Source organism: Leucobacter sp. 7(1) (assembly GCF_900163635.1).
Lineage (GTDB): Bacteria > Actinomycetota > Actinomycetes > Actinomycetales > Microbacteriaceae > Leucobacter.
This window is the reverse complement of the sequence record NZ_FUID01000058.1, coordinates 54676-77617: the sequence shown is the minus strand read 5'-3', so window position 1 is coordinate 77617 and position 22942 is coordinate 54676. Positions and strand designations below refer to the sequence as shown.

The window sequence follows — 22942 nt, the reverse complement described above, 5'->3', positions numbered from 1 at the left end:
TGCATGAACAGCTCACCGGCGCGGTGGAGTCGTTGGTGTCGGGTGAGGACTGGAAACGAGCGTTGGAGTTCGCGGCCCGGTTCCGTGCCCGCTCGTTCAACAACACCCTGCTGATCTTTGCGCAGCATCAGAGCGCGTTCGAGGCGGGCAGGGTGCCTGAGCCGGTGCCGACGTATGTGGCGGGGTTCAAGCAGTGGCAGGCGCTCGGTCGGCAAGTCTCGAAGGGCCAGTCGGGGCATATGATCCTCGCCCCGGTCACGGGCAGGTTTGCGTCGTTCACGCCGAAGGTGGCGGAGTCGTGGCGCAGGCTCGGCCGGTTCGAGAAGCCGAAACCGGGTGAGGCGGTGCGATCCCGCATGATCGGGGTGCGCCCCGCCTACGTCTGGGATGTCTCCCAAACCGCCGGCGATCCGATCCCCACACCACCATCGCCGCGGCTGCTGGAAGGCGAAGCACCGGACGGACTGTGGGAGGGCGTCGCACGGTTGGTGGAAGCGGAGGGTTTCGCGGTGTTGCGGGTGCCGCATGAGGGCATGATCCACGGCGCGAACGGTCTCACCGATTTCGGTGCGAAGACCGTCGCGGTGAGGGAGAACATGCCGGAAGCGGCTCAGGTGAAGACCCTCGTGCACGAGCTCGCGCACGTCCTCCTACACGGACCCGACAACCCGGATGCTTCCGGTCATCGCGGGATCGGTGAAGTTGAGGCGGACTCTGTCGCGTTGATGGTCGCTGCCGCTCACGGCATGGACACGAGTGATTACACGGTGCCGTATGTGTCGGGGTGGGCGGCGACGGTGCCGGAGAAGTCGCCGGTGGCGGTCGTCCAAGCCACCGGCGAACGCGTCCGCAAGACCGCCGCGATGATCCTCGAGCAACTCCCGACCGAGCAGGTCAGCAACGGCGATCCTCCCGGTCTGAACCGCGATGCGCCGCCCAAGAAGCCTGCTGCACCAGAGCGGGCACCCGACGCTGATCCTCTGGTTGAGGAGCCGCGCCGGATAGTGGCCGGGTCGGTGAGGAGTCTGTGATGGGCGCGATCGACGTGTTCGGTGAGGTGAACGGGATGCCTCTCGCTGATGCCGCCGCGCGGTTCGCGGCTGCCGGGGTGCCGGTGTTCCCGTGCGTGCCGGGCGAGAAGCGCCCACTGGTGGGTCGAGGGTTCCATGACGCGAGCACCGATGCGGGGCAGGTTGAGGAGTGGTGGTCGAGGTGGCCGGCCGCGAACATCGGTATCCCTACGGGTGCTGCGTCCGGGGTCGAGGTCGTCGATGTCGACGTGCACCAGGCCGGCACCGGATTCCCCGCCTTCCGAGACGCACACCGTGAAGGGCATGCGACGGGGTGGGCAGCGCTCGTGCGCACCCCGTCCGGTGGTCTGCACGCGTACTACCCATCTGACCCGGGCCGTGTGCAGTCGTCGTGGCAGGCGGTGCGGGCGCATGTCGATTTCCGTGGCGACGGCGGCTACATCATCGCCCCGCCCTCCGGGGTGCTGCGCCCCAGCGGAGTCCGGGCACCGTATCGACTGATCGTCACCTCCGGCGATGCGCCGGCTCCGGTGGATGCGGTGCGGCTGCGTGAGTTCCTGGACCCACGCACCCCGATCCCCATTGACCGTGCTCGTGCGGTTCGGGTCGGCCGGCGGGGGTCGGATGCGAAGGTGCTCGCCGGGTGGGTGGCGGGTCGTGGTGAGGGTGAGCGGAACCGTGGTCTGTTCTGGGCCGCGTGCCGTCTCGCCGAAGCCGGCACGCCGCCCGACGCAACCCTTGAAGCGTTGGGCCCGGCGGCGGAGCATGTGGGGCTCGGGTCGCGGGAGATCATGGCGACGATCCGCTCCGCCTACCGCACCACGAGCCCCGCGCTCCGCTCCACAGCGGAGCCGGTGATGGATGAGCCTCGCGCGATGCGCGGATCACCGGGGCGGGTGCTGTCATGAGCGCCATCGAAGCTGTTGCGCCGCGGGGTCGCCGCCTGGCGGTGGTCACGGCGATCACGGGGACGGTGTTGATCGCGGCCGGTGCGTTCTGGCTGTCGTTCACCGCGCTCGCCGATCTCGCACGACGGTCTGGGATTGATACAGGGCAGGCGTGGGCGTGGCCGCTGATCGTGGACGGCATCATCGTGGTCGCGACGGTGGCCGTCGTCGCCCTTGCCAGTCAGCGTCGTCCGACCTGGTATCCGTGGACGCTCCTGGCGGCGGGTGCGGTGGTGTCGGTGACGGCGAACGCGATCCACGCGATCATTGCCGCCGACACTGACGTGCCTAGCGTGCTGGCCGCGTCGGTCGCGGCGATCCCGCCGCTGGTGCTGCTGTCGATCACGCACCTCACCGTCATCCTCACCCGCCCCACCACCACGGCGCACGCAGACGTGATCGAGGACGCTCCCGCCGAGACGGCCGCCCAAACGAAGACGGTCACCGTACGGGAGATGGAGCAGACGCAGCCCGTGAAGCTGCCGGTGGTGTCGGTGAGTGATCGGCGTGCGGAGGCGGTGCAGTTGCGGGAGGTGGAGGGGTGGTCGAACAAGCAGATCGCCCGGTACCTGGGCGTGCACCCCTCGACCGTCGGCCGCTGGTTCACCCCAGCCACCGGGACACCGAAGGAGGAAGCATCGTGAACGACCAGGTAGAGCTCAACCACACGGAATCGCCGGAGGTACGGCCCGAGGCTGTCGATGGTGCGGAGGCGGAGCGGTCGGCGTTCGCCGTGCACCGCGACCCCTCGCTCACCGCCACGGCCGTTGATCCTGGATCGCGGGTCGGTCGTGGGGTTGTGTGGGTGCGACCCACTGATCTGATCGCATCGAGTACCGCACGGGTCGCGGGACGCGGGATCAACTTTCAGGCGGAGCTCGCGAACCGTGCACGCCGCGCGCCAGGCCACGCCTACCGGGCGACCCGTGACCGGGCACGCGACATTCGGGAGCGCAGAGCGGAACGCGCGACACCTTCGGGGTCGTCGGTGTTCGAGTCGTTCGACGTGTTCGAGCCGCAGGATCGGACCCGGTCGTCGTCGTGGGTGCGACCGTCGGGGATCGGGCTGGGGTGAGCCGCCGTGGACAGAAGACAGTGGCGCGACGAGGTCAGTGGGGAGCGGGTGCGCACCTGCTTGTCAGGAGGTGCCACCATGCCACAACGAAACAGCCAACGCCGCGACGGTCACTGTCGTGGGTTCGAGAACTCAGAACGACTCCGCGAACTCCTCACCCGCCTCGATGCTGAGGGGCCTGACGCCTGGCGGAATGACCCGGTTGCCGCTGAACTCATGCGGTACGCGGCCGACAAGTACGCCGCCCTCGCCCGCAAACACGGCCTGGACCCGTGGGAGGCCGCGACGGCGGCATTCGAGGCGATGCGAACGCCCTCAGTCCGGCGGGCGGATGACCCGTGGGCGGTGATCACGCGGGCTGTTCAGATCACCTGCATTGCCGAGAACCGCGCCAACGGCTTGCTGTGCTCGGTGCATCAGGCGCGCCGGCCCCGGTACTCGAGTTTCCATGACGCCGAACGGTTCTCCGACCGGGAAAACCCGCTCACTGACTACCACCCCGCGTTCCGTGCCGATCCTTTCGCAGACGATGACGATGACGAAGACGACGCCGGCGAGGTGGAAGTGTCAGGGGCGACAGGGGTGGAGTCCGCGGTCGAGGATACGATCGCGCTGCTGTGCCTGCTCGGGTGGGAACCAGAACTTGCCCGCGCCGCAGTTGAGTGCATCTGTGCGCGGCTCGCGGAGTCGGTGTCGCGGGCGGGCGCGTATGAGTCGTTGCGGCGGGATCGGCACGCGCGAGCGCTCCTGGATATCCCTGCCCCGTCCTGGTACCGGCTGCTGCGTATCGTCCTCGGTTCCCCGGACGCGCACCTCACCGGTACGAATGCGAGCCGTGGGGTGCTGTTGCGGCTCCTGATTGGTGAATCGCTCCGGCATCTGCTCACCGATGTTGATCTCGCGGTTGCCGTCACGGTTGCCGCGCCCGGGGTGATGCGAGGCCGGCCATGAGCAAGCCGGGACATATCGAGTTGGAGCGGGCTGTCGATTCGATCTGGGCGGGCCGTCGCCACCGTGAGGACCTGGGCGACATCGACACGCTCGTGGACTCCATCGCGCGCGACGGGCTGTTGCAGCCGATCACGATCACCCCGGACGGGATGCTGATCTGCGGCGCCCGCCGCTTGACCGCGATCCGGCAGCTCGGGTGGAAGACGGTGAACGTGTGGGTGCGCTCCGGCATCTCCACCACCCTCGGGCAGCTCCTCGCGGAGCAAGACGACAATCTCCTCCATAAGCCCCTCACTCCCGTCGAGGAAGCCTCCCTGTACCGGGAGCTCAAAGCCGTTATGGCTGAGGACGCTGCCGGTCGGCAGGAAGCATCACGGTTCACCTCAAAGCAGGAAAACCCCAGGTCACACGGTGGGGCCGAATCGGCCCCACCGTGGACGGGCGCAACTGGTCGCACTCGTGAACAGGCGGCAATGATGGTGACCGGGAAGGCCGCGTACTCGCGGATGGAGGAGATCAACCGACTGCAAGCCATCGCCGAGGACCCCACGCAACCGGAAAGCGTCCGGCAAGCGGTGACAGACGAACTCATGCGGATCACGGCCGGCGGGCCGGTGCGCCCCGCTACCCAGCGGGTCGTCGCTCAACAAGCACTCGCAGATCTGGATGCTCTCGCCGCCGACACCACCCAACCCGCCGGGATCAGAGACGCGGCCGCATCGGGCGCAGCACGCGTACGGGAGCTCGCGGACACTGCGCGGGCATCGGACCTCGAACGACTTGCGCAAGCGGCACTGGAACGCGCAAGAACCGCGACCAAGAGACGTCCCGCGCAACTCGCGAAAGCGCGACTTCACTCGGTGGAGGAACCCGCGCGTGAGTTCCTGCCAGTGAGGTCGTTCGTCTACCTCTGGGATGAGCTCTCCACCTGGACCGAACGCTACGACCCAGACATGATCGGCCCGGCGCTCTCGGGTGAGCAGTGGTCCGTGTTCGAGAACGCCGTCGCCGCGACGGTCGCATTCCTTGACGCCGCTCGTGCGGCGCGGAACTCGCGTCGCGACACCGCCTGAACCCTCCGGTGTGCTCAGTGTTGCTGAGTGGTTTGGTGCACCTTCCTGGTGATCCGCATTCGCCCGGAAGGACACCCAGGATGGACCCCACCGCTCGCCGCCGCCGCACCATGCTCATCGCCACCATCTGCGGCGGCTTGATCCTCATTCTCCTCGTCGGTGTCGGTGTGTACGGCCTCATCCGAGGACCCCAACCCGCCGACCCGTTGCCCTCGACACCCACGCGCGAGCCGAGCGCCACCGCTCCCATGCGTGTGCCGACCGAGCCGGTGCCGGTGGTTACGCTCGGCGGGCCGGAAGAGTTCGCGGCGGCGGTCGCGGAGGCGCTGTTCACCTGGGACACGACCAGCGGATACGGCCCAGCCGACTACGCGCAGATGCTCGCCGATGTCACCGCCGACGCTGAGGCTGACGCGGCAGCTTCCGACGTTCGCGCGTATCTGCCGACCCCGGAGGCGTGGACGCAGCTCCGCACCCACCAGACCCGGCAGTGGCTCACCATCGACACCATCGAGATCCCCGACGCGTGGGAGACAGCGGTGGCGCAGGCGGCGCCGGGGCAGATTCCTGACGGTGCGGTCGCGTACACGATCACCGGGACCCGTCACCGCACCGGCTACTGGGGCACTGACCCCGTCACGATGACCCATGATGTCGCGTTCACGGTGTTCCTCACCTGCACCCCCGAACGAAACCAGGCTCCGGCGCCAGCCGATCCGATCATCGAGACCTGTGTGCTGTTGCGGCTGTCGCAGCTCGACAACCCGCTGCGGTGACCGGTCATGCTCAAGAAGCTCCTCGCCGCCCTCGCCATCGCCGCTGTCTGCTTCGGCCCCGCGACCGTGCTCCTGTCCGTCGCTGTCCTCGCCAACCCCGCTGTCGCCGCGTGTGCGCCGGGGTCGTTGATTGTGGGGCCGATCCCGGACTCGTTGACCGCGACCACTCGCAACGGGGAGACAGTGACACTGAATCGTCAGCAACTCACCCACGCCGCGACAATCATCACCGTCGGAGGACAAACCGATGGCATCGGACGTCCCGGTGTGGTGATCGCGTTGATGGCGGCGCTCACGGAGTCGCATCTGCGGATGCTCGCCAACACCGGCACCTACCCCGAATCCGCGAACTACCCGAACGACGGGGATGCCTCCGATCACGATTCCCTCGGCCTGTTCCAGATGCGCCCGCAAGCGGGGTGGGGCACGGTCGCGCAGCTCATGGACTCGAACTATCAGGCTCGCGCGTTCTATGGCGGACCCACCGCACCCAACTATCCCTCACCGCGTGGTCTGCTCGACATCCCCGGCTGGCAGCAACTCGACCCCGGTGAAGCCGTGCAAGCCGTCGAGGTGTCGGCGTTCCCGGACAGGTATCAGAACTATCAGCCGGTCGCCGAAGCGATCCTCACCGCCCTCACCACACCCGCACCGTCGGGAGGCGGCGGTGGTGGTGAGGTGGTGGTGCCGGAGACCACACGGGTGGTGTTCCCGTTGCCGGAGGGCACCTGGGTGCGCACCAGCCCGTTCGGGTGGCGCACCGACCCGATCACCTTCGAGACCGCGTTCCACTCCGGCAGCGACTACGGCGCCGCCGACGGCACCCCGATCTTCGCCGTCGCCGACGGAATCGTTACCCACGCCGGATACACCGGCTCCTGGGGTGGGCTGATCATTATCGAGCACACCGTCGGCGGGGAACGCGTCGCGTCCTATTACGCGCATATGTGGGAGCAGGGCATCCATGTCACCGAAGGCATGACCATCACCGCAGGCCAGCACATCGGCGATGTCGGGTCATCTGGGAAGTCCACCGGCCCCCACCTCCACCTTGAAATCCGGCCCGGCGGCCAGGGGCAGCCCGCGATCGACGCCGACCAATGGCTCACCGACCACGACGCCGAAGGTATCACCGGCGGCACCTCGCGAGCGACCTGCACCCTGAACGGGGGTGGGCGCTGATGGGCGTGTTCCCCGACTTCGGCGGCGTCGGCGCCGCCGACGACCTCCGCACCGTGATCGGTGCCCTGCTGATGTTCGTGCTCATCATCGCGGTGCTCATGCTGATCGTCTCCGCGATCATCTGGGCCATCGCATCCTCAACCGGAAACCCACACACCGCCACCAAAGCACGTCTCGGAGCCTGGGTCGCCCTAGGCGCAGCAGCCCTCTCCGGCGCCGGCGTCGCCTGGATCAACTTTCTCCTCGGCGTCGGCGAAAGGTTGTAGGTGCTGCTCTTCCTCATCGACTGATTCCGACGTTCATGATCGAGGAGAAAGCAGGGATCGTGAAGGCTGAGCAGCAACGTGGCTGATCACTTCCGGACTTCTTTCAAGTAGAGCGGCCATTGTTCGATATCTCGCAACGAATCCATCGGCATCGACAGTCGGGTTCGCGCTCTTCCAGCTGGCCATCGCTTCGTTGAAGTCTCGCCGAATGGACTTCGATACTCCCGGCAGGTAGCTCTCGGCCAACCGCTACTTCGAGTTGGTTCCACAACTCGAAGTAGCGGTGTTCAAGGTCGCCGGCTTTCTTCGCAAGTCCGTCCGGGTCGTCGTAGACCCCGAAGTACATCATCCGACGGCGACTGTGAGGGATTGACTCGATCTTGGCTTGCGCTTGTTCCATCTCGTCTTTCGCCTGCGCCAAAGTCTCGATGTCTCGGTCGAGAACTTGAGGGACTGGGGGCAGTGCAATCTCGTGAAGAGGAAGAGCAGTGCGCTGAACGGCAGCGATGACGTTTGGTCGCACGGCGAGCGAAAGGACGCCTGTTCCTTCGTGGACATTGAGGTATCGGACAGCATCGAGGTCATCTCGGTCGAGCTCAGCAGTTGTGAGCTGGGCTGCGTCATCGTGGTTCTCGTCTCGATAGCCCGAGTTGATTCGTCCGGGAAGGAGTCGGATCGCGACGCGGTAGAGGTAGAACTGCTCCCCGCCATCGTGCTCATCGTGCATACGCCGGAGCATGTTTTCGATTGCTGTCTCGTAGGTGCCAAGATGTAGCGCCTTCGTTGTGTGAAACGAGACATAGTGATCCCGGTTCATCGGGTGATGGTCTGCCTGTTCCATGTCTTCAACGAAGCGGCGGGCATAGTCCGTCGACGGCCAGTCTGCCTCGGTGCTGGTGTGGTACCAGGCGAAGCGGGCAACAGCGTCGTCATCGAGCGCAGGATCGTTCGGATCCCGGAGAGCGGCGACGGCGATTCCAAAGTGGATGTTGGCTCCGCAGTGTGAGCACTTCATGTGTGCGCCATCTGCTTCGGCGAAATAGTCCTCCGCGGATAGAACCGAGACTTCTCCGCAGGCACAGTTCATCGCATAGCCGTAGTTGAAGCCGTCGCTCCGCTCGGTGAGTGGTGTCCTGTCGGGATTCTCCATCCAACACAGCGTATCGAGGGGCCTGTGGTGCACCTGGCTGGCAAGTCCGCCTCCTTGGGGGCGGTGTGAGCTGAAGGAGCACCCTGTGATTGATATTGATCCGAACGGTACTGGTCTTCCCGGTATCGAGCAGTTGCGCATCATCGTCGGCGCGGTCATGACCGTCGGTCTGATCCTCTCCGTCCTCGCCTTGATCGTCTCCGCGATCGTGTGGGGCTTTGGCGCGAACAGCAGCAACCCGCACCTCGCGTCGCGCGGGAAGGTCGGGGTACTCGTGTCCTGTGGGGCGGCGATCATCTGCGGGGCGTCGGTGACGCTCATCAACTTTTTCTGGGGCGTCGGCCAAGCCGTCTAACCCCCGCCAGGCCCTGGAAGGAGGAGTGAGCGATGAGTGTGTGTGATGTGCCGGTGATCTCGGCCGTGTGCGACACCGTCGGACAAGGAGCTGCGACTCTGATCGCGGCCCCGTTCGACTGGCTCGCCCAGGCAATGGGCGGCGCCGCGGCTTGGCTGTTCGAGGCGGTGTGGGCGGTGTTCGACACCACCACCCTCGTCGACGTGTCAGGCCCCGGCTATGTCGGGGTGTACAACATCCTGTTCGGGGTGGCCGTGTTCGTGGTGCTGATCTTCTTCTGCCTCCAACTGATCACCGGCCTCATCCACCGCGACCCCACCGCTCTCACCCGCGCCGCCCTGGGAGCGGCGAAAAGCATCCTCGGCTCCTTCGTCGCGATCGGCCTCACCGGCCTCCTCTTGGAGATCACTGACCAGCTCGCTGTCGGGATCGTGCAGGCGACAGGGAACACGATGGAATCCATCGGCGACCGCATCACCGTCCTTGCAGCCGGCTTCGCGGGGATCAACATCGCAGCTCCCGGGGTGGGGGCGATCGTGACGATCTTCCTTGCCGGGCTCGCAATCAGTGCGGCGGCGATCGTGTGGTTCTCGCTCCTGATCCGCAAAGCGCTCCTGCTGGTCGCGATCGTGTTCGCACCGATCGCTCTCGCGGGGTTCTCGTGGGATGCGACCAAGGGGTGGTTCGGGAAGTGGGCGACGTTCGTGATCGCGCTGATCCTCTCCAAACTCGTCCTCGTGGTGATCTTCCTCGTCGCCATCACCCAAGTCTCCGCCCCGATTGAGCTTGATCTTGCGTCGATCAGTGACCCCATCGCCGGTGTCGTGCTCATGTTCATCGCCGCGTTCGCCCCGTACATGACCTATAAGTTCGTGACGTTCATCGGGTTCGATATGTATCACTCGATGAGCGCGGAGCAAGAAGCGAAGTCCGCCCTCAACCGGCCCGTCCCCGTCCCGTCCGCACCAAAGAGCGACGGGGCGAAGAAGGTACTCGACGGCGCTCGCGACACCCCCGCAGGTAGTGGCAAGGGTAGTGGTGCTGCACCGGCAGGTGGCGCAGTACCAGTATCGGCCGCTGCGCCTGCCGCAGGAAGCGGCGGCGCGGCTGCGGGTGGAAGCGCCGGTACGGCTGCTGGTGGCGCGAGTGGTGGAGCCGGTGCGGTGGGTGCCGGGGCCGGTGCGGGGGCCGCGGCGGGGCCTGCCGCTGCGGTCGTGGTGGGTGCGCAGGTGGCGAAGGCCGCCGCGACCGCGGGACCGAAACTCGGCGGCGCCGTGGGCGGCGCGGCAGAAGGCCACGCGGCCGGTGCGGGCGAGACCGTGCAACCGGCACCGCAGCCCAGCCCGTCACCGGCTGTACCTACGAGGCCGGCGCCCTCGGTGCCCCCGGCGAAATCGTCTTCTCCGCCTGCTCCGAAGCCGTCCGTCGGGAAGGAATAGTCGATGTCGTCTCAACAGTCCACGAGCACGGAGTTTGGGTTGCGGGCGGTGCAGTTCTCCCGCCTTACCCGCCGCGGCATCCTCCTCGGGCTCTCCCTCCCGCAACTGATCGTCCTCGCCACCGGTGTCCTCTCCATCGTCGGAGCCCTCTACGCCGGCGGCGGCATCCTCCTAGCCTGGACCGCACCCATCTGGCTGCTCTGCGCCACGCTCGCCTGGACCCCGGCCGGCGGGAGGAAACTGATCGAGTGGGTACCCGTCACCTTCCGCTGGGTCGCCCGCACCCAAAAGAAGCAGACCGTGTTTCGGCGGCGCGTGGTCAAGCCCCGCCCCGCCGGCACGCTCGCGTTACCGGGTGATGCGGCGGCGCTTCGGGAGTGGGAGGACCCGGAGGCGGGGGCGGCGATGATCCACGACCCCCACCAGCAGACCCTCACCGCGATCGTCGGCGTCTCACACCCCGCATTCGTCCTCCTCGACCCGGGCGAGCAGGAACGCCGCGTCGCGACCTGGGGGCGCGTGCTTGCCACCACCTGCCGGTCCGGGCGGATCGCGCGCCTCCAAGTGTGCGAACGCACCCTCCCCGACGGCGGCTCCGGCCTCGTGGAGTGGTGGCACCGCCACGGACGCAACGACGGCTCGTGGACGTCGACCGTGTACCGGGAACTCATCGACCGTGCCGGGCCCGCCGGGGAACGCCACGCCACCACCATCAGCCTCGCCCTCGACCTCAAAGCCGCAGCCCGACAGGTTCGCACCAACGGCGGCGGGATGAAGGGCGCAGCTGCCGTCCTCCGGCAAGAGATGACGACCCTCGTTACTGCATTGCGAGCGGCGGAGCTCACGGTCACGGGGTGGCTCACTCCCGCCCAGGTCGCGGTGATCCTCCGTTCCGCCTACGACCCCGCAAGCGCCGCGATCCTCGAACGCCACACCGACATCGGCCGCACGCTCGCCACCGCCGGCCCCGTCGCGGTGACCGAGACCTGGGATCGGCTCCGGTCGGACTCCGCGTTCCATGCGGTGTTGTGGGTCAGTGAGTGGCCGAGGTCGCAGGTGTATCCGGGGTTCCTCGCCCCGGTACTGCTGTCGTCTGGGATTCAACGCGCGTTCTCGCTGGTGTGTACGCCGATCCGGTCGGATCAAGCGGCACGGGACATTCGGAAGAAGAAGACCGAGATGATCTCCGACGCGGCGCAACGGCAGAAGATGGGGCAGATCGAAGACGCCTCACAAACCGCCGAATACGGTGACGTGCTGCAACAAGAAGCCGACCTCACCGCCGGCCACGGCGTCCTCCGCTACACCGGCCTCATCAGCGTCAGCGCCCCGACACCGGAAGAGCTCGACACCGCGGTCGCCGCGATCGAACAGGCCGCGATCCAAGCCTCCTGCGAGACCCGCCGCCTTGTCGGGCAGCAAGCGCAAGCCTTCACCGTCGCAGCGCTGCCGCTGTGCCGCACCGTCTGACAGGAGTGAATGATGCCGACCTTCCAGAACCCCACCGCTGATGCGGCGGAAGCATCCGAAGCGCTCCGCGGCCTCGCGCACGCCACCCGCGTGTTCGAGGACCCCGCCGAAACCTACACGGTGCTCGGTGACCTCCTCGCGGGTGTGCGCTCCCTCCGGCAAGTTCTCGACCAACTCGCCACCGCCCATGTCACGAACCGCGTGCGCGCGTATGACGATGCCGGCGACCAGAACAGTGGTGCGACCTCCGCTCTCGCCGCGACCGCGGAGTTGCAGCAGGCTGCGGCGCTGCTGGATGGGGTGCATGACCGCGTGGACGCGGCTATGGCTGCCTCTGGGCGCATCGCCTGGCGCCCCGAACCGGAACGAGCATCTCAGTCGTCGCGGTGGGTGGGCGTTGTGTTCCTGCAGGGCCAGGACGCCGACGAGGTGCTGGCGATCATCGACCGGGACGGCACGAACGCGGCGATCGAGCACCTGGCCGCGTTCGACATGGGCGAGGAAACCACGCAAGCAGCGCTGGTCAACGGATACGTCTACGACGAACCCCCGACCGGCCCACTCGACCGAGTGATCGAGCAGGGCGGCTACGCGCTGACGTACAACCACGACCACGGACACGTCTCCCTGCTCCGCACACACCCCGAAGCGCGAGACCTCGAAACACCACCTGCGATCACGAGGCCGGTGCCGCCGGCGAGAGCGCGCCGCACCGTGCCCACCGTCGAAGAGGAGGACTACTTCGCAGCATCGCAGTCGTCGGCGCCGTCTCGGGGGCGAGCACTGTGAGCGAGCGGCAGAAGCTCCACACGGCGGCACTGGTCGAACCCGCCGGGGAACGCCGCAAGCACCGGAAGGCGCGCAAGCACGCGGCCGCGAGCATCGAAGCGGCCGCCCGCAAGACTGAGCAAGCGCAGGAACGCGCACGGCTAACGGCAGAGCGTGCCGAGCGGCGCAACACCACCTACCTGCCCGCCGCGGGCGAGCCGGGGGCCGCGGCGCTGCGGACGCCGGGGAGGTTTCGGTTGCCTCGACATCAGGACACGTCCGCGACACTCGCGGGCGCGTACCCGTTCCTCGCCGAAGGTGGCCTCGGCGCAGACGGGGTGTTTGTCGGGCAGGACCTCTACTCCGGTGGCTCGTTCGTCTACGACCCCTGGACCCTCTACGCCCGCGGCATCATCACCGCCCCAAACATCGTCCTCGCCGGGATCGTCGGCTCCGGCAAATCCTCCCTCGCCAAGTCCCTCTACACCCGGTCGATCCCGTTCGGACGCCGCGTGTACGTCCCCGGAGACCCGAAAGGCGAACACACCGCTGTCGCCGAGGCCGTCGGCGGGCGGGCGATCGTCCTCGGGCACGGGCTCCGGAACCGTCTCAACCCGCTCGATGAAGGCCACCGCCCCTCCGGGACCAGCGACGCGGAATGGGCGGCTCAGGTCGCCTCCCGGCGTCGGGAGTTGATCGGGGCGTTGGCGGAGACGGTGCTGGATCGGGTGCTGTCGCCGTTGGAGCACACCGCGATCGACCTCGCCCTCCGAGACACCGTCCGCGCCAGTGAGGTGCCGATCCTGCCGATGGTCGTCGACCGCATCCTCAACCCCGAACCTGCGACCGATACCGATGGGCGGCTCGCGGAAGACGGCCGGCTCGTTGGGCATGCCCTCCGACGGCTCGTCGCGGGTGACCTTGCGGGGTTGTTCGATGGGCCGTCGACGGTGCGGTTCGACCCGTCACTGCCGATGGTCAGTCTTGATCTGTCGCGGGTCGCGGAGAACAGCACGCTGATCTCGGTGCTGATGACCTGCTCAAGTGCGTGGATGGAATCAGCGCTGATGGACCCGAACGGTGGGCACCGGTGGGTGATCTACGACGAAGCCTGGCGACTCATGGCCTACCCCGCCCTGCTGCGGCGGATGGATGCGCAATGGCGACTCGCGAGGCATTACGGGATCGCGAACATGCTGATCTTCCACAAACTCACCGACCTCGACAACGTCGGCGACTCCGGCTCCGCCATGCGCGCCCTCGCCAACTCGCTCCTGGCGAACGCGGAGACGCGGATCATCTACCGACAAGAACCCGACCAACTCGGAGCCACCGCCGCCGCCCTCGGCCTCACCGGCACCGAACAGAAACTCCTCCCAGGACTCGGCACCGGACAAGGACTCTGGCGGATCAAGGAACGCTCCTTCGTCGTCCAGCACCAACTCCACCCGGCCGAGCTGGCTGCGTTCGATACCACCCAGCGAATGACATCTGTTCCCCGCAAGTTCAGGAATTCTGATGCTTGATTACCGGGAAGGCGCGGATGCAGGGCGTGTTTCTGGGGGTATGCGTCCGCATGTTCAGCAAAGATGCGGACGCACCCGGAGCCGTCGAGGGGGTCCTGCGTGGTCTCATTGCTCGGTGAGGTGGCGGACGGCTGTGAGGAGGGGGCCGGGGGCGGGCGCGTAGTAGGCCCAGCGTCCGCGTTGTTCTCGGGTGACGAGCCCGGCGTCGACGAGGAGTTTCATGTGGTGCGAGACAGTCGGCTGGGAGAGCCCGACGGGTTCGGTGAGGTCGCACACGCACATCTCGCCGTTCGCGGAGGCCACGATCAGGGAGAACAGCTTCACCCGTGCTGGATCTCCGAGGGCTTTGAAGACGCGCGCGAGCTGGATCGCCTCGGCGTCGTCGAGGGGCTGACCGCCGGGCAAGCAGCAGGCACTGGACGTCGCGGGTGCGGTGGTGGTCATGGCACCCATTCTCCACCACGTATTGACATTTGTCGATACGTGGTGGAGCCTTATCGCATTGAAGTTTATCGATGAGTGGGGGTTGTGATGGATCTGCCTGTGGTTGTGATCGGTGCGGGCCCGCAGGGGCTGGCTACGGCGGCGCATCTGCTGGAGCGTGGGATCGAGCCGGTGGTGGTTGAGGCGGGGCCGGTGGCGGCGGCCTCGGTCGCGCAGTGGCGGCACGTGCGCCTGTTCTCGCCGTGGCCGGAGCTGGTCGATGCTGCCGCGTCTCGGCTGCTCGCCGCGGACGGATGGAAGGTGCCGAGCGGCGGGTATCCCACGGGCGGGGAATGGATCGGCGGGTACCTCGCCCCGCTTGCCGCTGCGCTCGGCGGGCGTGTGCGATACGGCGCGCGCGTGGTCGGGGTGGCGCGGAAGGGCCGTGATCTGTCGGTGGATGCGGGCCGGGCCGAGCAGCCGTTCGTCGTGCAGCTGCGGGACGCGGATGGCACCGAGGTGCGGGTCGAGGCGCGGGCGGTGATCGACGCGTCGGGAACGTGGACGCATCCGGCACCGGCCGGCGCGAACGGGCTGCCGGCGCTCGGTGAGCAGGCCGCGGCCGCGGCGGGCCTGGTGACGCATCGCATCCCGGATCCGGCCGACGCCGCAGCACTGGCGGGTAAGCATGTCGTGGTGGTCGGGAGCGGGCATTCGGCGGCGACGGCGATCATCGAGCTCGCTGCGGTCGTGCGGGAGCATCCTGCGACGCGGGTGTCGTGGGTGCTGCGGCGCGGTACGGTCGGCAACACCTTTGGTGGCGGTGCGGCCGATGAGCTGGCCGAACGCGGCGTGCTGGGCCAGCGCGCGAAACAGGCCGTCGACGCGGGCTTGGTCACTTTCGTCACCGGGTTCCGCACCGAGGTAATCACCGTCGCGGGTGGGCGAGCCGTCGTTGCGGCCGAGGATGGGCGGGTGCTCGATCCGGCTAATCGGGTGGTCGTGCTGACGGGGTACCGACCGGATCTGTCGTTCCTCACCGAAGTGCGGCTCGAGCTCGACTACCGGCTCCAGGCTCCGGTGCGGGTCGCGTCCGAGGTCGACCCGAACATTCACTCCTGCGGTTCGGTGCGGGCGACCGGGGCGGCGGAGCTGTCGCATCCGGAGCTGGGGTTCTTCATCGTCGGGGCGAAGTCGTATGGGCGGGCGCCGACGTTTCTCGCGATGACCGGGTACGAGCAGGTCCGCTCGGTCGTCGCATCGCTTGCCGGTGATCTGGAGGCGGCAGCCCGGGTCGATCTCGTGCTGCCGGATACCGGGGTCTGCGGTGGCAGCGGCGTGTTCGATGCGCCCGAGGAGGAGGCGGGAGGCTGCTGTGGTGGGCCGCAGCTGGTGCAACTCGGGTCGCGCGGGTGAGCCGGCGGCTGCTGATCGTCGGCGGCGGGCAGTCCGGGCTCGCCGCCGCCCGCGCCGGGGCCGAGCGCGGCTGGGAGCCGGTGGTGCTCGAAGCCGGCCACGAGCCGGTGGGGTCGTGGCCGTCGTACTACGACAGTCTGCGACTGTTCTCGCCCCGCCGGTTCTCCGGCTTCCCCGGATACCCGTTCTCCGGGCCGCCGGATGAATACCCGCATCGTGACGAGGTGGTGCAGTTCTTGCGCGGCTACGCGGCCTGGCTGGGCGCCGAGATCCGCACCCGAGCGCGGGTCGAAACGGTCACCCGGGACGACGATCGGTTCGTCGCGGTGCTCGCGGACGGCTCGACAGTGGCCGGGGACGCGCTGATCGCTGCGACCGGTTCTTTCGCGAACCCGTTCACGCCACGGCTCCCGGGCCTGGAGGGCTATGCGGGCGAGGTGCTGCATGTGGCGGACTATCGCTCGCCCGCCCGGTTCGCGGGGCGGCGGGTCGTCGTGGTCGGGGCCGGGAACTCCGCGATCCAGATCGCCGTCGAACTGGGACAGGTCGCGGACACCTCGCTCGCGGTGCGGGGCCGGGTGCGGTTCGCTCAGCAGCGGGTCGCCGGCCGCGACCTGCACTTCTGGCTGACCCACACCGGCATCGACCGGATCCCGTGGGTGATCCTCTCCCGCCTGGTGACGGGCACGCCCGTGCTCGACACCGGTGTCTACCGGGAAGCGCTCGCGTCCGGACGCCCCGATCAGCGGCCGATGTTCACCGCGTTCACCCGAGATGGCGTGGTCTGGGCCGACGGGCGTCGGGAGCAGGTCGATGCGGTGGTGTTCGCGACCGGCTACCGCCCGCACCTGCCCTACCTGCACGCGCTCGGCGCCGTGGATGCGCACGGGATGCCGCGGCATCGCCAGGGGGTCTCGACCGCGCTCACCGGGCTGGGGTTTCTCGGGGTGGAGTTCCAACGCTCGTTCTCCTCGAACACGCTGCGCGGCGTCCACCGCGACGCCGCGCACGTCCTCGCCCACCTCGACCGTGGTGCGGAACGACTGATGCATGGGTAAGGGCGGGGCGGACGATGGGATCCGGCCGCGGCTGGGGGTCGTGCTGACGGTGCTGTGCGTGACCGAGGTGGTCTCGTGGGGACTGCTCTACTACGCCTTCACCGTCCTCGCCCCGGCAATCGGCGCGGACACCGGGTGGGCGCCGATGGGGATCACCGCGGCGTTCTCCGGCGCGCTGGCGGTCTCCGCCGTGACCGGGATTCCGGTCGGGAAGGTGATCGACCGGCACGGACCCCGCGGCGTGATGACCGGTGGCTCACTGCTCGCCGTCGCGGGCCTCATCGTCGTGGCGCTTGCTCCGAACGTGTGGGTATTCGCGGGAGGGTGGCTGCTGACCGGGGCGGCGATGGCGGGAACCTTGTATCCGCCGGCATTCGCGGCGATCACCGGATGGTTTACCCGGCGCAGGCTCGGCGCGCTGGCGACGCTGACGCTGGCCGCGGGACTGGCGAGCACGATCTTCGCCCCGATCACCGCCGCTGCGGTGGAGGTGCTCGGGTGGCGGGGCACTTACCTCGCCGCCGCCGGTGTGCTCCTGGCAGTGACCGTGCCGCTGCACGCGTGGGCGCTGCACCGCCCCTGGCCCGCCCTTCACGAGACGCGGTCGGAGCATGCGGAGCCGGTGCAAGCGTATGCGGCCCGGGTGGTGCGCAGTTCCCGGTTCGTGCTGCTGACGGCCGGACTCGCGGTGGTGTCGCTGGCGATGTACGCGGCGCTGATCGCGATCGTCCCGCTCATGCTCGAACGGGGCCTCGGCATGCAGAGCGCGGCCTGGGTGCTCGGCCTCGGCGGTCTCGGGCAGGTCGCCGGCCGCCTCCTCTACACCGCTGTGGCCGCTCGCGCTTCGCTCCTGACGCGCACCGCGGTCGTGTTCGCGCTCGTCACCGTCTCCACCGCGGCCCTCGCCGTCGTTCCCGGCCCGTCGACGGTGCTCGTAGGGCTGTCGATCCTCGCCGGCGTCGGGCGGGGCATCGCGACACTGCTGCAGGCAACGGCGATCACCGACCGGTGGGGGCCGCGCGCCTACGGGCACCTGTCCGCGGTGATGGGCGTCGCGGTGCTGCTGGCCACCGCGATCGCCCCCTGGGCAGGCACCTTTCTTGCCTGGGCGGCGGGCAGCTACGCGACCGGATTCGCCGTGCTCGCGGGCATCGCCGCAGTCGGCACCATCCTGCTCCTGCTGAGCGCCGACCAGCAGGGGTAGACCCCACGCAATCCATCATCAGCTCCCGCCCCGCTGCGGCCCCGGACCCCAGGCGACCGGCTGATGATGTCAGTGGCCGCTTCCGAGTCCGCCCGTGAGACGGGCGTGGAATGCGGTGGTGTAGTCGTTCATACCGATGAACTCGACCGTCTTGCCGTGCTGTTCGTACTTCGTCTCGATGGCGTCGAGCGCGGCAACGGTGGAGGCATCCCAGATGTGTGACCGAGTGAGGTCGATGACGACGCGGTCGGGATCGTCCACGTACTCGAACATCGTCGTCAGGTCGTTGCTGGAGGCGAACAGGAGCTGCCCTTCGACGGTGTAGTGCGCGACCGGGGTGCCGTCGTGATCGGTGATCTCGCGGCGCACGTCGATGAGGTGGGCGACGCGGCGGACGAACATGACCGAGGCGACGAACACGCCGACGACGACGCCGATCGCGAGGTTGTGGGTCGCGACGACCACGGCAACGGTGATCACCATGACCGTGGTCTCGCTCTTCGGCATCCGCTTCAGCGTCGAGGGCTTGATGGAGTGCCAGTCGAAGGTTCCGACCGAGACCATGATCATCACCGCGACCAGTGCGGCCATCGGGATGATCGCCACGATATCGCCGAGGACGACGATGAGGATCAGCAGGAACACGCCGGCGAGGAAGGTCGAGATGCGGGTGCGGGCGCCAGAGGCCTTCACGTTGATCATGGTCTGCCCGATCATTGCGCAGCCACCCATGCCGCCGAAGATGCCGGAGACGAGGTTCGCCACCCCCTGCCCCCAGGATTCACGGGTCTTGTTCGAGTGGGTGTCGGTGACGTCGTCGACGAGCTTCGCCGTCATCAGCGACTCCATCAGCCCGACGAGCGCCATCGCCAGCGCGTAGGGGGCGATGATCGTGAGAGTCTCCCATGTGAGCGGCACGTTCGGGATGAACAGTTCGGGCAGGCTGCGGGGCAGCTCGCCCTTGTCGCCGACGGCGGGCACGTTGATCGCGAAGACCACCACCGCGGCGGTGACCAGCACGATCGACACCAGCGGGGCGGGGACGATCTTGGTGAGCTTGGGCATGCCGATCATGATCAGCAGCCCGACGGCGACGAGCGGATAGACCATCCAGGGCACGCCGATGAGCTCGGGCAGCTGGGCCATGAAAATCAGGATCGCCAGGGCGTTGACGAAGCCGACCATGACGCTGCGCGGGATGAACCGCATCAGCTTCGCGACCCCGAATACCGCCAGCACGATCTGCAGCACGCCCGCCAGGAGTACGGTCGCGATGAAGTAGTCCATCCCGTACTCGCGCGCCACGGGAGCAATGACCAGTGCGATCGCGCCGGTCGCGGCGGTAATCATCGCCGGGCGGCCGCCGACGAACGCGATCGTGATTGCCATGATGAACGAGGAGAACAGGCCGACCTTCGGGTCGACGCCGGCGATGATGGAGAAGCTGATCGCCTCGGGGATCAGGGCGAGGGCGACGACGAGACCGGCAAGGACTTCGCGGGTGAGGATGCGGGGAGTCTTCAGAGCGGTCAGCACTGAGGGTTCGGGCCGATACCGTGCCCGGTCGTCGGCAGTCGTCGTTGTCGTCATGAGGTAGGCCTCCAAGGTCAGTGCGGGTCAGGTGTGACACCATCGAAGAGTGAGAGCGCGCGTCGGCGCGCGCCCGACACCGCCCCGCTCGGGGGTCTGGTCGTCGGGTGGATGCCCGCGAGAACATGCGAGCACAAGAACCAACTCTAACGTAACGTGAGTGTTGGAGCTAATCTGAGGAGGGAGCAGCGCTATGCCCGAAGCGGGGATGATGCATATCGGCGAACTGGCTGAGCGGACGGAGTTGTCGCTGCGGACCATCCGCCACTACGACCAGATTGGCTTGCTTGCTCCCTCGGGCCGCTCCGAGGGCGGGTTCCGCCTCTACACGGAGGACGACTACGAGCGACTCATGCTCATCCGCCGGATGAAGCCGCTCGGGTACTCACTGGACCAGATGGGCGATCTGCTGCGGGCACTGGAGGCGAGTGCGGGTGGCGGCGCCGTCGGCGCGGACGCCGCCGAGCTCCTCTCCCAGTTCCTGGCCGACGCTGAGGAGCGGCGCGCGAAGCTCGCGAAGCAGCTCGCGGCGGCGGACGAGTTCATCGGGCTGCTCGGGGACAGGATCGCGCCGTGATCAGCTCCAGGCGAGACCGAGGCCGAGGAGACTCGCCAGAACGCCTGCCGCGGCACCAGCTAGAACGGCGAGCCACGCCGGCAGTTTCCAGACGATGAGGAGGGCGAAGCATCCGAGCGCGATCAGCAGCGGCGCGACGCCGGTGACTCCGGAGGTGATCACGGGTGTCCAGAGCGCGGCGGCGAGGATCCCGACGACTGCGGCGTTCGCGCCCGCCATGGCCGATCGCACGGTCGGGTTCTCGCGGAGCCGTCCCCAGAACGGCAGCACACCGATGAGGAGCAGCATCCCCGGCAGGAACACCGCGACGAGCGCCAGGAGCGCGGCGAGCGGAGCAGCGCACCCGTTCCGCATCTCGAAGCCGAGATAAGCCGCGAAGGTGAACAGCGGGCCGGGCACGGCCTGCGCCGCGCTGTAGCCGGCGAGGAACTGCTCGTGCGTCACCGAGCCTGCGATCGCGGGCTCGGCTTGCAGCAGCGGGAGCACCACGTGACCCCCGCCGAAGACGAGCGCGCCAGCCCGGGTGAAGGCGTCCGCGATGCCCACCCAGGGGTCACGCGTCAGCCGCGCCAGCAGCGGAAGTGCGGCCAGCAGCAGGCCGACCAGGGCGAGGGCAGCGATCCCGGTGCGCCGCGGGATCCGCACGGCCAGCGGCTCCGCGGCTTCCGGGACCGCCTGTCGGCACCACAGGATGCCCGCGGCGAGCCCGACGAGGATCGCGGCGAGCTGCCCGAGATTCCCGGGGAGCAGCAGGGCGAGCCCCGCGGCGGCGAGTCCGATGAGGATGCGGTGCAGATCAGGCGTGAGCGTCCGGGCCATACCGAGGACGGCGTGCGCGACAACCGCGACCGCGACGGCCTTGAGGCCCATGAGCAGCCCGACCCCGACCGGGCCGTCAAGCGAGACGGCGCCGATGCCGAACAGTACGAGCAGCAGCGCGGAGGGCAGGCTGAAGGCCGTCCAGGCGGCCAGTGCGCCGAGCGGGCCGCTGCGGATGAAGCCGAGTGCGAAGCCGACCTGGCTCGATGCCGGCCCGGGCAGAAACTGGCAGAGCGCGACGAGCTCGGCGTACTGGGCCTCGCTCACCCACTTACGGCGCGCGACGAGCTCTTCGCGGAAGTAGCCCAGGTGCGCGACCGGACCGCCGAAGGACGTCACCCCGAGCTTCGCGAACGCGCGGAAGACCTCGCCGGCGCTTCCGCGCTCTGAGAAGGGTGTCGGGGGTGTTTCTGGGGTCACTGCTCGATCAGTTCGGTGATCAGTGTCTGCACGCGCGCCTTGATGTCGTCGCGGATCGGTCGGACCGCGTCGATGCCCTGCCCGGCGGGGTCGTTAAGCTTCCAGTCCTCGTACCGCTTGCCGGGGAAGAACGGGCAGGCGTCGCCGCAGCCCATGGTGATCACCACGTCGGAGTCCTGCACGGCATCGGTGGTGAGGATCTTGGGTTGCTCGGCGGTGATGTCGATGCCTTCTTCGCGCATGGCGTCGACGGCGACGGGGTTGATCTGCTCGGCGGGCATCGACCCGGCCGAACGCACTTCGATACGGTCACCGGCGAGGTGGCGGAGGTAGCCTGCGGCCATCTGGGAGCGGCCGGCGTTGTGTACGCAGACGAACAGGACGGAGGGCTTGTGGTCGGTCATGAGACGGTTCGCTTTCAGTCAGTCAGTCGGTCAGGGAATCGAGGAGCGCTCGGACGCGGCCCTCGATGTCGCCGCGGATCGCAGCGACACCGGCGGGTGAGGCCAGGGCCGGGTCGGCGACGGCCCAGTCCTCGTAGCGGACTCCGGGGATGATCGGGCAGACATCGCCACAGCCCATGGTGACCACGACGTCGGCTGCGCGGATGGCGTCGTCGGTCAACGGCTTCGGGAACGCATCCACGGCATCGGGACCGTTGATGTCCATGATGAGCTGCTGCACATGCGGGTGGATACCCGCCGCCGGAGTCGATCCCGCCGACCGTGCTACCACGTTCCCGCCCGAGAGATGTCGGGTGAGGGCGGCAGCGAGCTGGGAGCGCCCGGCGTTCGCGACGCACACGAACAGCACCTGCGGCAGGGCGGTAGTCCGGTCCCGGGTGAGGTCGGCGAGCCGTTGCTTGGCGAAGCGTTCGGTCAGCGGGACAAGGTAGCGGGTGATCTTCGCCGACCGTGCCAGCGCCGTGTACGAGTCGCGGACGATCGCCATCACGGTCTCCCGAGGCAGTGCGCGCGTCTTCGCGGCGAGATCCACGGCGAGGTGGGTGATGTGCTCATCCATGTCCGCGAGATCTCCTGTACCGGCGGTCACGGGCATGCGGGCAGGAGTCGCGACGGCCGGGGCGAAGGCCTCCAGCAGCGCGGTCACCGCCCCGCGCCGGTCCGCAGGAATCGAGTACCAGACCCAGGTGCCGCGCCGCTCAGACTCCAGCAGCCCCACGGTCTTGAGAACCTTCAGGTGATGGGAAACGGTGGGTTGAGAGACATCGGCGAGTTCGGCGAGATCGCACACGCAAGACTCGCCACGCGGATCGGTCGCGATCGCCAAGAGCATCCGCAGCCGCAGCGGCTCGGCGAGAGCCTTGAGCGTTCCCGCCAGAGCCCGCGCGATTTCGGCGTCGATCGCGTGCGCCGATCCGGGCGCACACTCCTCTGCGGAGTCTGCCGAGGTCATGAGCGTGTCG

Annotated in this window: 24 protein-coding genes and 1 pseudogene; 18 read left to right on the top strand and 7 right to left on the bottom strand. The window is 68.1% G+C overall.

What is annotated here, in order from left to right:
• The 9 genes from FM113_RS11130 to FM113_RS11090 all read left to right on the top strand — a co-directional run.
• Positions 1-1031 (top strand): ImmA/IrrE family metallo-endopeptidase (locus FM113_RS11130; RefSeq protein ID WP_087014659.1); only part of this gene is annotated, 1031 nt, incomplete at its 5' end.
• Positions 1031-1939 (top strand): bifunctional DNA primase/polymerase, encoded by a 909-nt coding sequence (locus FM113_RS11125; RefSeq protein WP_087014657.1) that lies wholly within the window; start codon positions 1031-1033, stop codon positions 1937-1939. The genes FM113_RS11130 and FM113_RS11125, both read left to right, overlap by 1 nt.
• Positions 1936-2622, top strand: coding sequence for a DUF2637 domain-containing protein (locus tag FM113_RS11120; protein ID WP_087014655.1), 687 nt, complete (start codon positions 1936-1938; stop codon positions 2620-2622). The genes FM113_RS11125 and FM113_RS11120 overlap by 4 nt, the downstream gene beginning before the upstream one ends.
• Positions 2619-3053 carry a hypothetical protein gene (locus FM113_RS11115; RefSeq protein WP_087014653.1) on the top strand — a complete coding sequence of 145 codons (435 nt, stop codon included), beginning with the start codon at positions 2619-2621 and terminating at the stop codon, positions 3051-3053. The genes FM113_RS11120 and FM113_RS11115 overlap by 4 nt, the downstream gene beginning before the upstream one ends.
• Positions 3054-3131: 78 nt before the next feature.
• Positions 3132-4004 carry a hypothetical protein gene (locus FM113_RS11110; RefSeq protein WP_087014651.1) on the top strand — a complete coding sequence of 291 codons (873 nt, stop codon included), beginning with the start codon at positions 3132-3134 and terminating at the stop codon, positions 4002-4004.
• Positions 4001-5077, top strand: a complete 1077-nt coding sequence (locus tag FM113_RS11105; RefSeq protein WP_087014649.1) for a ParB N-terminal domain-containing protein — start codon at positions 4001-4003, stop codon at positions 5075-5077. Before FM113_RS11110 ends, FM113_RS11105 begins: the two co-directional genes overlap by 4 nt.
• An 80-nt stretch (positions 5078-5157) precedes the next feature.
• Positions 5158-5853 carry a hypothetical protein gene (locus FM113_RS11100; protein ID WP_087014647.1) on the top strand — a complete coding sequence of 232 codons (696 nt, stop codon included), beginning with the start codon at positions 5158-5160 and terminating at the stop codon, positions 5851-5853.
• 6 nt (positions 5854-5859) lie between these two features.
• Positions 5860-7035 carry a M23 family metallopeptidase gene (locus FM113_RS11095; protein ID WP_087014645.1) on the top strand — a complete coding sequence of 392 codons (1176 nt, stop codon included), beginning with the start codon at positions 5860-5862 and terminating at the stop codon, positions 7033-7035.
• On the top strand, positions 7035-7301 hold the full coding sequence (locus FM113_RS11090) for a DUF6112 family protein (RefSeq protein ID WP_087014643.1): 267 nt from the start codon (positions 7035-7037) through the stop codon (positions 7299-7301). Before FM113_RS11095 ends, FM113_RS11090 begins: the two co-directional genes overlap by 1 nt.
• Before the next feature lie 103 nt (positions 7302-7404).
• On the opposite strand, the gene FM113_RS11085 is transcribed toward FM113_RS11090, so the two are convergent.
• Positions 7405-8451 (bottom strand): hypothetical protein, encoded by a 1047-nt coding sequence (locus tag FM113_RS11085; protein ID WP_087014641.1) that lies wholly within the window; start codon positions 8449-8451, stop codon positions 7405-7407.
• An 85-nt stretch (positions 8452-8536) separates the two neighbouring features.
• Between FM113_RS11085 and FM113_RS11080 the strand changes: the two genes are divergently transcribed.
• From FM113_RS11080 to FM113_RS11060, 5 genes are read left to right on the top strand one after another with little or no spacing between them, the layout of a single operon-like run.
• Positions 8537-8806, top strand: coding sequence for a DUF6112 family protein (locus FM113_RS11080; RefSeq protein ID WP_024355940.1), 270 nt, complete (start codon positions 8537-8539; stop codon positions 8804-8806).
• A 32-nt stretch (positions 8807-8838) separates the two neighbouring features.
• A complete protein-coding gene (locus FM113_RS11075; RefSeq protein ID WP_087014639.1) occupies positions 8839-10245 on the top strand; it encodes a conjugal transfer protein TrbL in 1407 nt (468 codons plus the stop codon).
• 3 nt (positions 10246-10248) lie between these two features.
• Positions 10249-11715 (top strand): SCO6880 family protein, encoded by a 1467-nt coding sequence (locus FM113_RS11070; protein ID WP_087014637.1) that lies wholly within the window; start codon positions 10249-10251, stop codon positions 11713-11715.
• Positions 11716-11727: 12 nt separating this feature from the next.
• Positions 11728-12504: a hypothetical protein gene (locus FM113_RS11065; RefSeq protein ID WP_087014635.1), complete on the top strand. Its 777-nt coding sequence runs from the start codon at positions 11728-11730 to the stop codon at positions 12502-12504.
• Positions 12501-14009 (top strand): ATP-binding protein, encoded by a 1509-nt coding sequence (locus FM113_RS11060; protein WP_087014633.1) that lies wholly within the window; start codon positions 12501-12503, stop codon positions 14007-14009. Before FM113_RS11065 ends, FM113_RS11060 begins: the two co-directional genes overlap by 4 nt.
• Before the next feature lie 105 nt (positions 14010-14114).
• Here FM113_RS11060 and FM113_RS11055 read toward each other — a convergent pair whose 3' ends face one another.
• On the bottom strand, positions 14115-14462 hold the full coding sequence (locus FM113_RS11055; protein ID WP_087014630.1) for a helix-turn-helix transcriptional regulator: 348 nt from the start codon (positions 14460-14462) through the stop codon (positions 14115-14117).
• Between the two features lie 78 nt (positions 14463-14540).
• Between FM113_RS11055 and FM113_RS11050 the strand changes: the two genes are divergently transcribed.
• Positions 14541-15848, top strand: a complete 1308-nt coding sequence (locus FM113_RS11050; RefSeq protein ID WP_087014628.1) for an FAD-dependent oxidoreductase — start codon at positions 14541-14543, stop codon at positions 15846-15848.
• A pseudogene (locus FM113_RS18625) lies at positions 15845-16417 on the top strand (flavin-containing monooxygenase); the annotation flags it as partial. The gene FM113_RS11050 and the pseudogene FM113_RS18625, both read left to right, overlap by 4 nt.
• A 20-nt stretch (positions 16418-16437) precedes the next feature.
• Here the strand turns inward: FM113_RS18625 and FM113_RS18620 are convergent.
• The gene (locus tag FM113_RS18620; RefSeq protein ID WP_369676695.1) at positions 16438-16536 is read right to left on the bottom strand and encodes a CRISPR-associated DxTHG motif protein; all 99 of its coding nucleotides are present in this window, start codon (positions 16534-16536) and stop codon (positions 16438-16440) included.
• A 362-nt stretch (positions 16537-16898) separates the two neighbouring features.
• Here FM113_RS18620 and FM113_RS11040 point away from each other — a divergent pair, with 362 nt between their 5' ends.
• Positions 16899-18110 carry an MFS transporter gene (locus FM113_RS11040; RefSeq protein ID WP_217895998.1) on the top strand — a complete coding sequence of 404 codons (1212 nt, stop codon included), beginning with the start codon at positions 16899-16901 and terminating at the stop codon, positions 18108-18110.
• Positions 18111-18179: 69 nt separating this feature from the next.
• Here the strand turns inward: FM113_RS11040 and FM113_RS11035 are convergent, their stop codons facing one another.
• Positions 18180-19700: a SulP family inorganic anion transporter gene (locus FM113_RS11035; protein ID WP_087014624.1), complete on the bottom strand. Its 1521-nt coding sequence runs from the start codon at positions 19698-19700 to the stop codon at positions 18180-18182.
• Positions 19701-19893: 193 nt separating this feature from the next.
• Here FM113_RS11035 and FM113_RS11030 point away from each other — a divergent pair, with 193 nt between their 5' ends.
• On the top strand, positions 19894-20277 hold the full coding sequence (locus FM113_RS11030) for a MerR family transcriptional regulator (RefSeq protein WP_087014622.1): 384 nt from the start codon (positions 19894-19896) through the stop codon (positions 20275-20277).
• Here the strand turns inward: FM113_RS11030 and chrA are convergent, their stop codons facing one another.
• Genes chrA through FM113_RS11015 form a run of 3 tightly spaced genes read right to left on the bottom strand, consistent with a single transcriptional unit; the run spans position 20278 to position 22932 of the window.
• Positions 20278-21516 carry a chromate efflux transporter gene (gene chrA / locus FM113_RS11025; RefSeq protein WP_087014620.1) on the bottom strand — a complete coding sequence of 413 codons (1239 nt, stop codon included), beginning with the start codon at positions 21514-21516 and terminating at the stop codon, positions 20278-20280.
• Positions 21513-21920 (bottom strand): arsenate reductase ArsC, encoded by a 408-nt coding sequence (locus tag FM113_RS11020; RefSeq protein WP_087014618.1) that lies wholly within the window; start codon positions 21918-21920, stop codon positions 21513-21515. Before FM113_RS11020 ends, chrA begins: the two co-directional genes overlap by 4 nt.
• A 22-nt stretch (positions 21921-21942) precedes the next feature.
• Entirely contained in the window at positions 21943-22932 is a 990-nt protein-coding gene (locus FM113_RS11015; protein ID WP_087014681.1) for a metalloregulator ArsR/SmtB family transcription factor, read from the bottom strand.
• Positions 22933-22942: the final 10 nt, after the last annotated feature.

Bases quoted from the DNA above. Each gene is read 5' to 3' on its own strand.
- FM113_RS11040 (WP_217895998.1), top strand. From the start codon at position 16,899: ATGGGTAAGGGCGGGGCGGACGATGGGATCCGGCCGCGGCTGGGGGTC.
- FM113_RS11035 (WP_087014624.1), bottom strand. From the start codon at position 19,700: ATGACGACAACGACGACTGCCGACGACCGGGCACGGTATCGGCCCGAA.
- FM113_RS11110 (WP_087014651.1), top strand. From the start codon at position 3,132: ATGCCACAACGAAACAGCCAACGCCGCGACGGTCACTGTCGTGGGTTC.
- FM113_RS11085 (WP_087014641.1), bottom strand. From the start codon at position 8,451: ATGGAGAATCCCGACAGGACACCACTCACCGAGCGGAGCGACGGCTTC.
- FM113_RS11105 (WP_087014649.1), top strand. From the start codon at position 4,001: ATGAGCAAGCCGGGACATATCGAGTTGGAGCGGGCTGTCGATTCGATC.
- FM113_RS11070 (WP_087014637.1), top strand. From the start codon at position 10,249: ATGTCGTCTCAACAGTCCACGAGCACGGAGTTTGGGTTGCGGGCGGTG.
- FM113_RS11075 (WP_087014639.1), top strand. From the start codon at position 8,839: ATGAGTGTGTGTGATGTGCCGGTGATCTCGGCCGTGTGCGACACCGTC.
- FM113_RS11050 (WP_087014628.1), top strand. From the start codon at position 14,541: ATGGATCTGCCTGTGGTTGTGATCGGTGCGGGCCCGCAGGGGCTGGCT.
- FM113_RS11065 (WP_087014635.1), top strand. From the start codon at position 11,728: ATGCCGACCTTCCAGAACCCCACCGCTGATGCGGCGGAAGCATCCGAA.
- FM113_RS11090 (WP_087014643.1), top strand. From the start codon at position 7,035: ATGGGCGTGTTCCCCGACTTCGGCGGCGTCGGCGCCGCCGACGACCTC.
- FM113_RS11120 (WP_087014655.1), top strand. From the start codon at position 1,936: ATGAGCGCCATCGAAGCTGTTGCGCCGCGGGGTCGCCGCCTGGCGGTG.
- FM113_RS11015 (WP_087014681.1), bottom strand. From the start codon at position 22,932: ATGACCTCGGCAGACTCCGCAGAGGAGTGTGCGCCCGGATCGGCGCAC.
- FM113_RS11030 (WP_087014622.1), top strand. From the start codon at position 19,894: ATGCCCGAAGCGGGGATGATGCATATCGGCGAACTGGCTGAGCGGACG.
- FM113_RS11100 (WP_087014647.1), top strand. From the start codon at position 5,158: ATGGACCCCACCGCTCGCCGCCGCCGCACCATGCTCATCGCCACCATC.
- FM113_RS11055 (WP_087014630.1), bottom strand. From the start codon at position 14,462: ATGGGTGCCATGACCACCACCGCACCCGCGACGTCCAGTGCCTGCTGC.
- FM113_RS11095 (WP_087014645.1), top strand. From the start codon at position 5,860: ATGCTCAAGAAGCTCCTCGCCGCCCTCGCCATCGCCGCTGTCTGCTTC.
- FM113_RS11020 (WP_087014618.1), bottom strand. From the start codon at position 21,920: ATGACCGACCACAAGCCCTCCGTCCTGTTCGTCTGCGTACACAACGCC.
- FM113_RS11125 (WP_087014657.1), top strand. From the start codon at position 1,031: ATGGGCGCGATCGACGTGTTCGGTGAGGTGAACGGGATGCCTCTCGCT.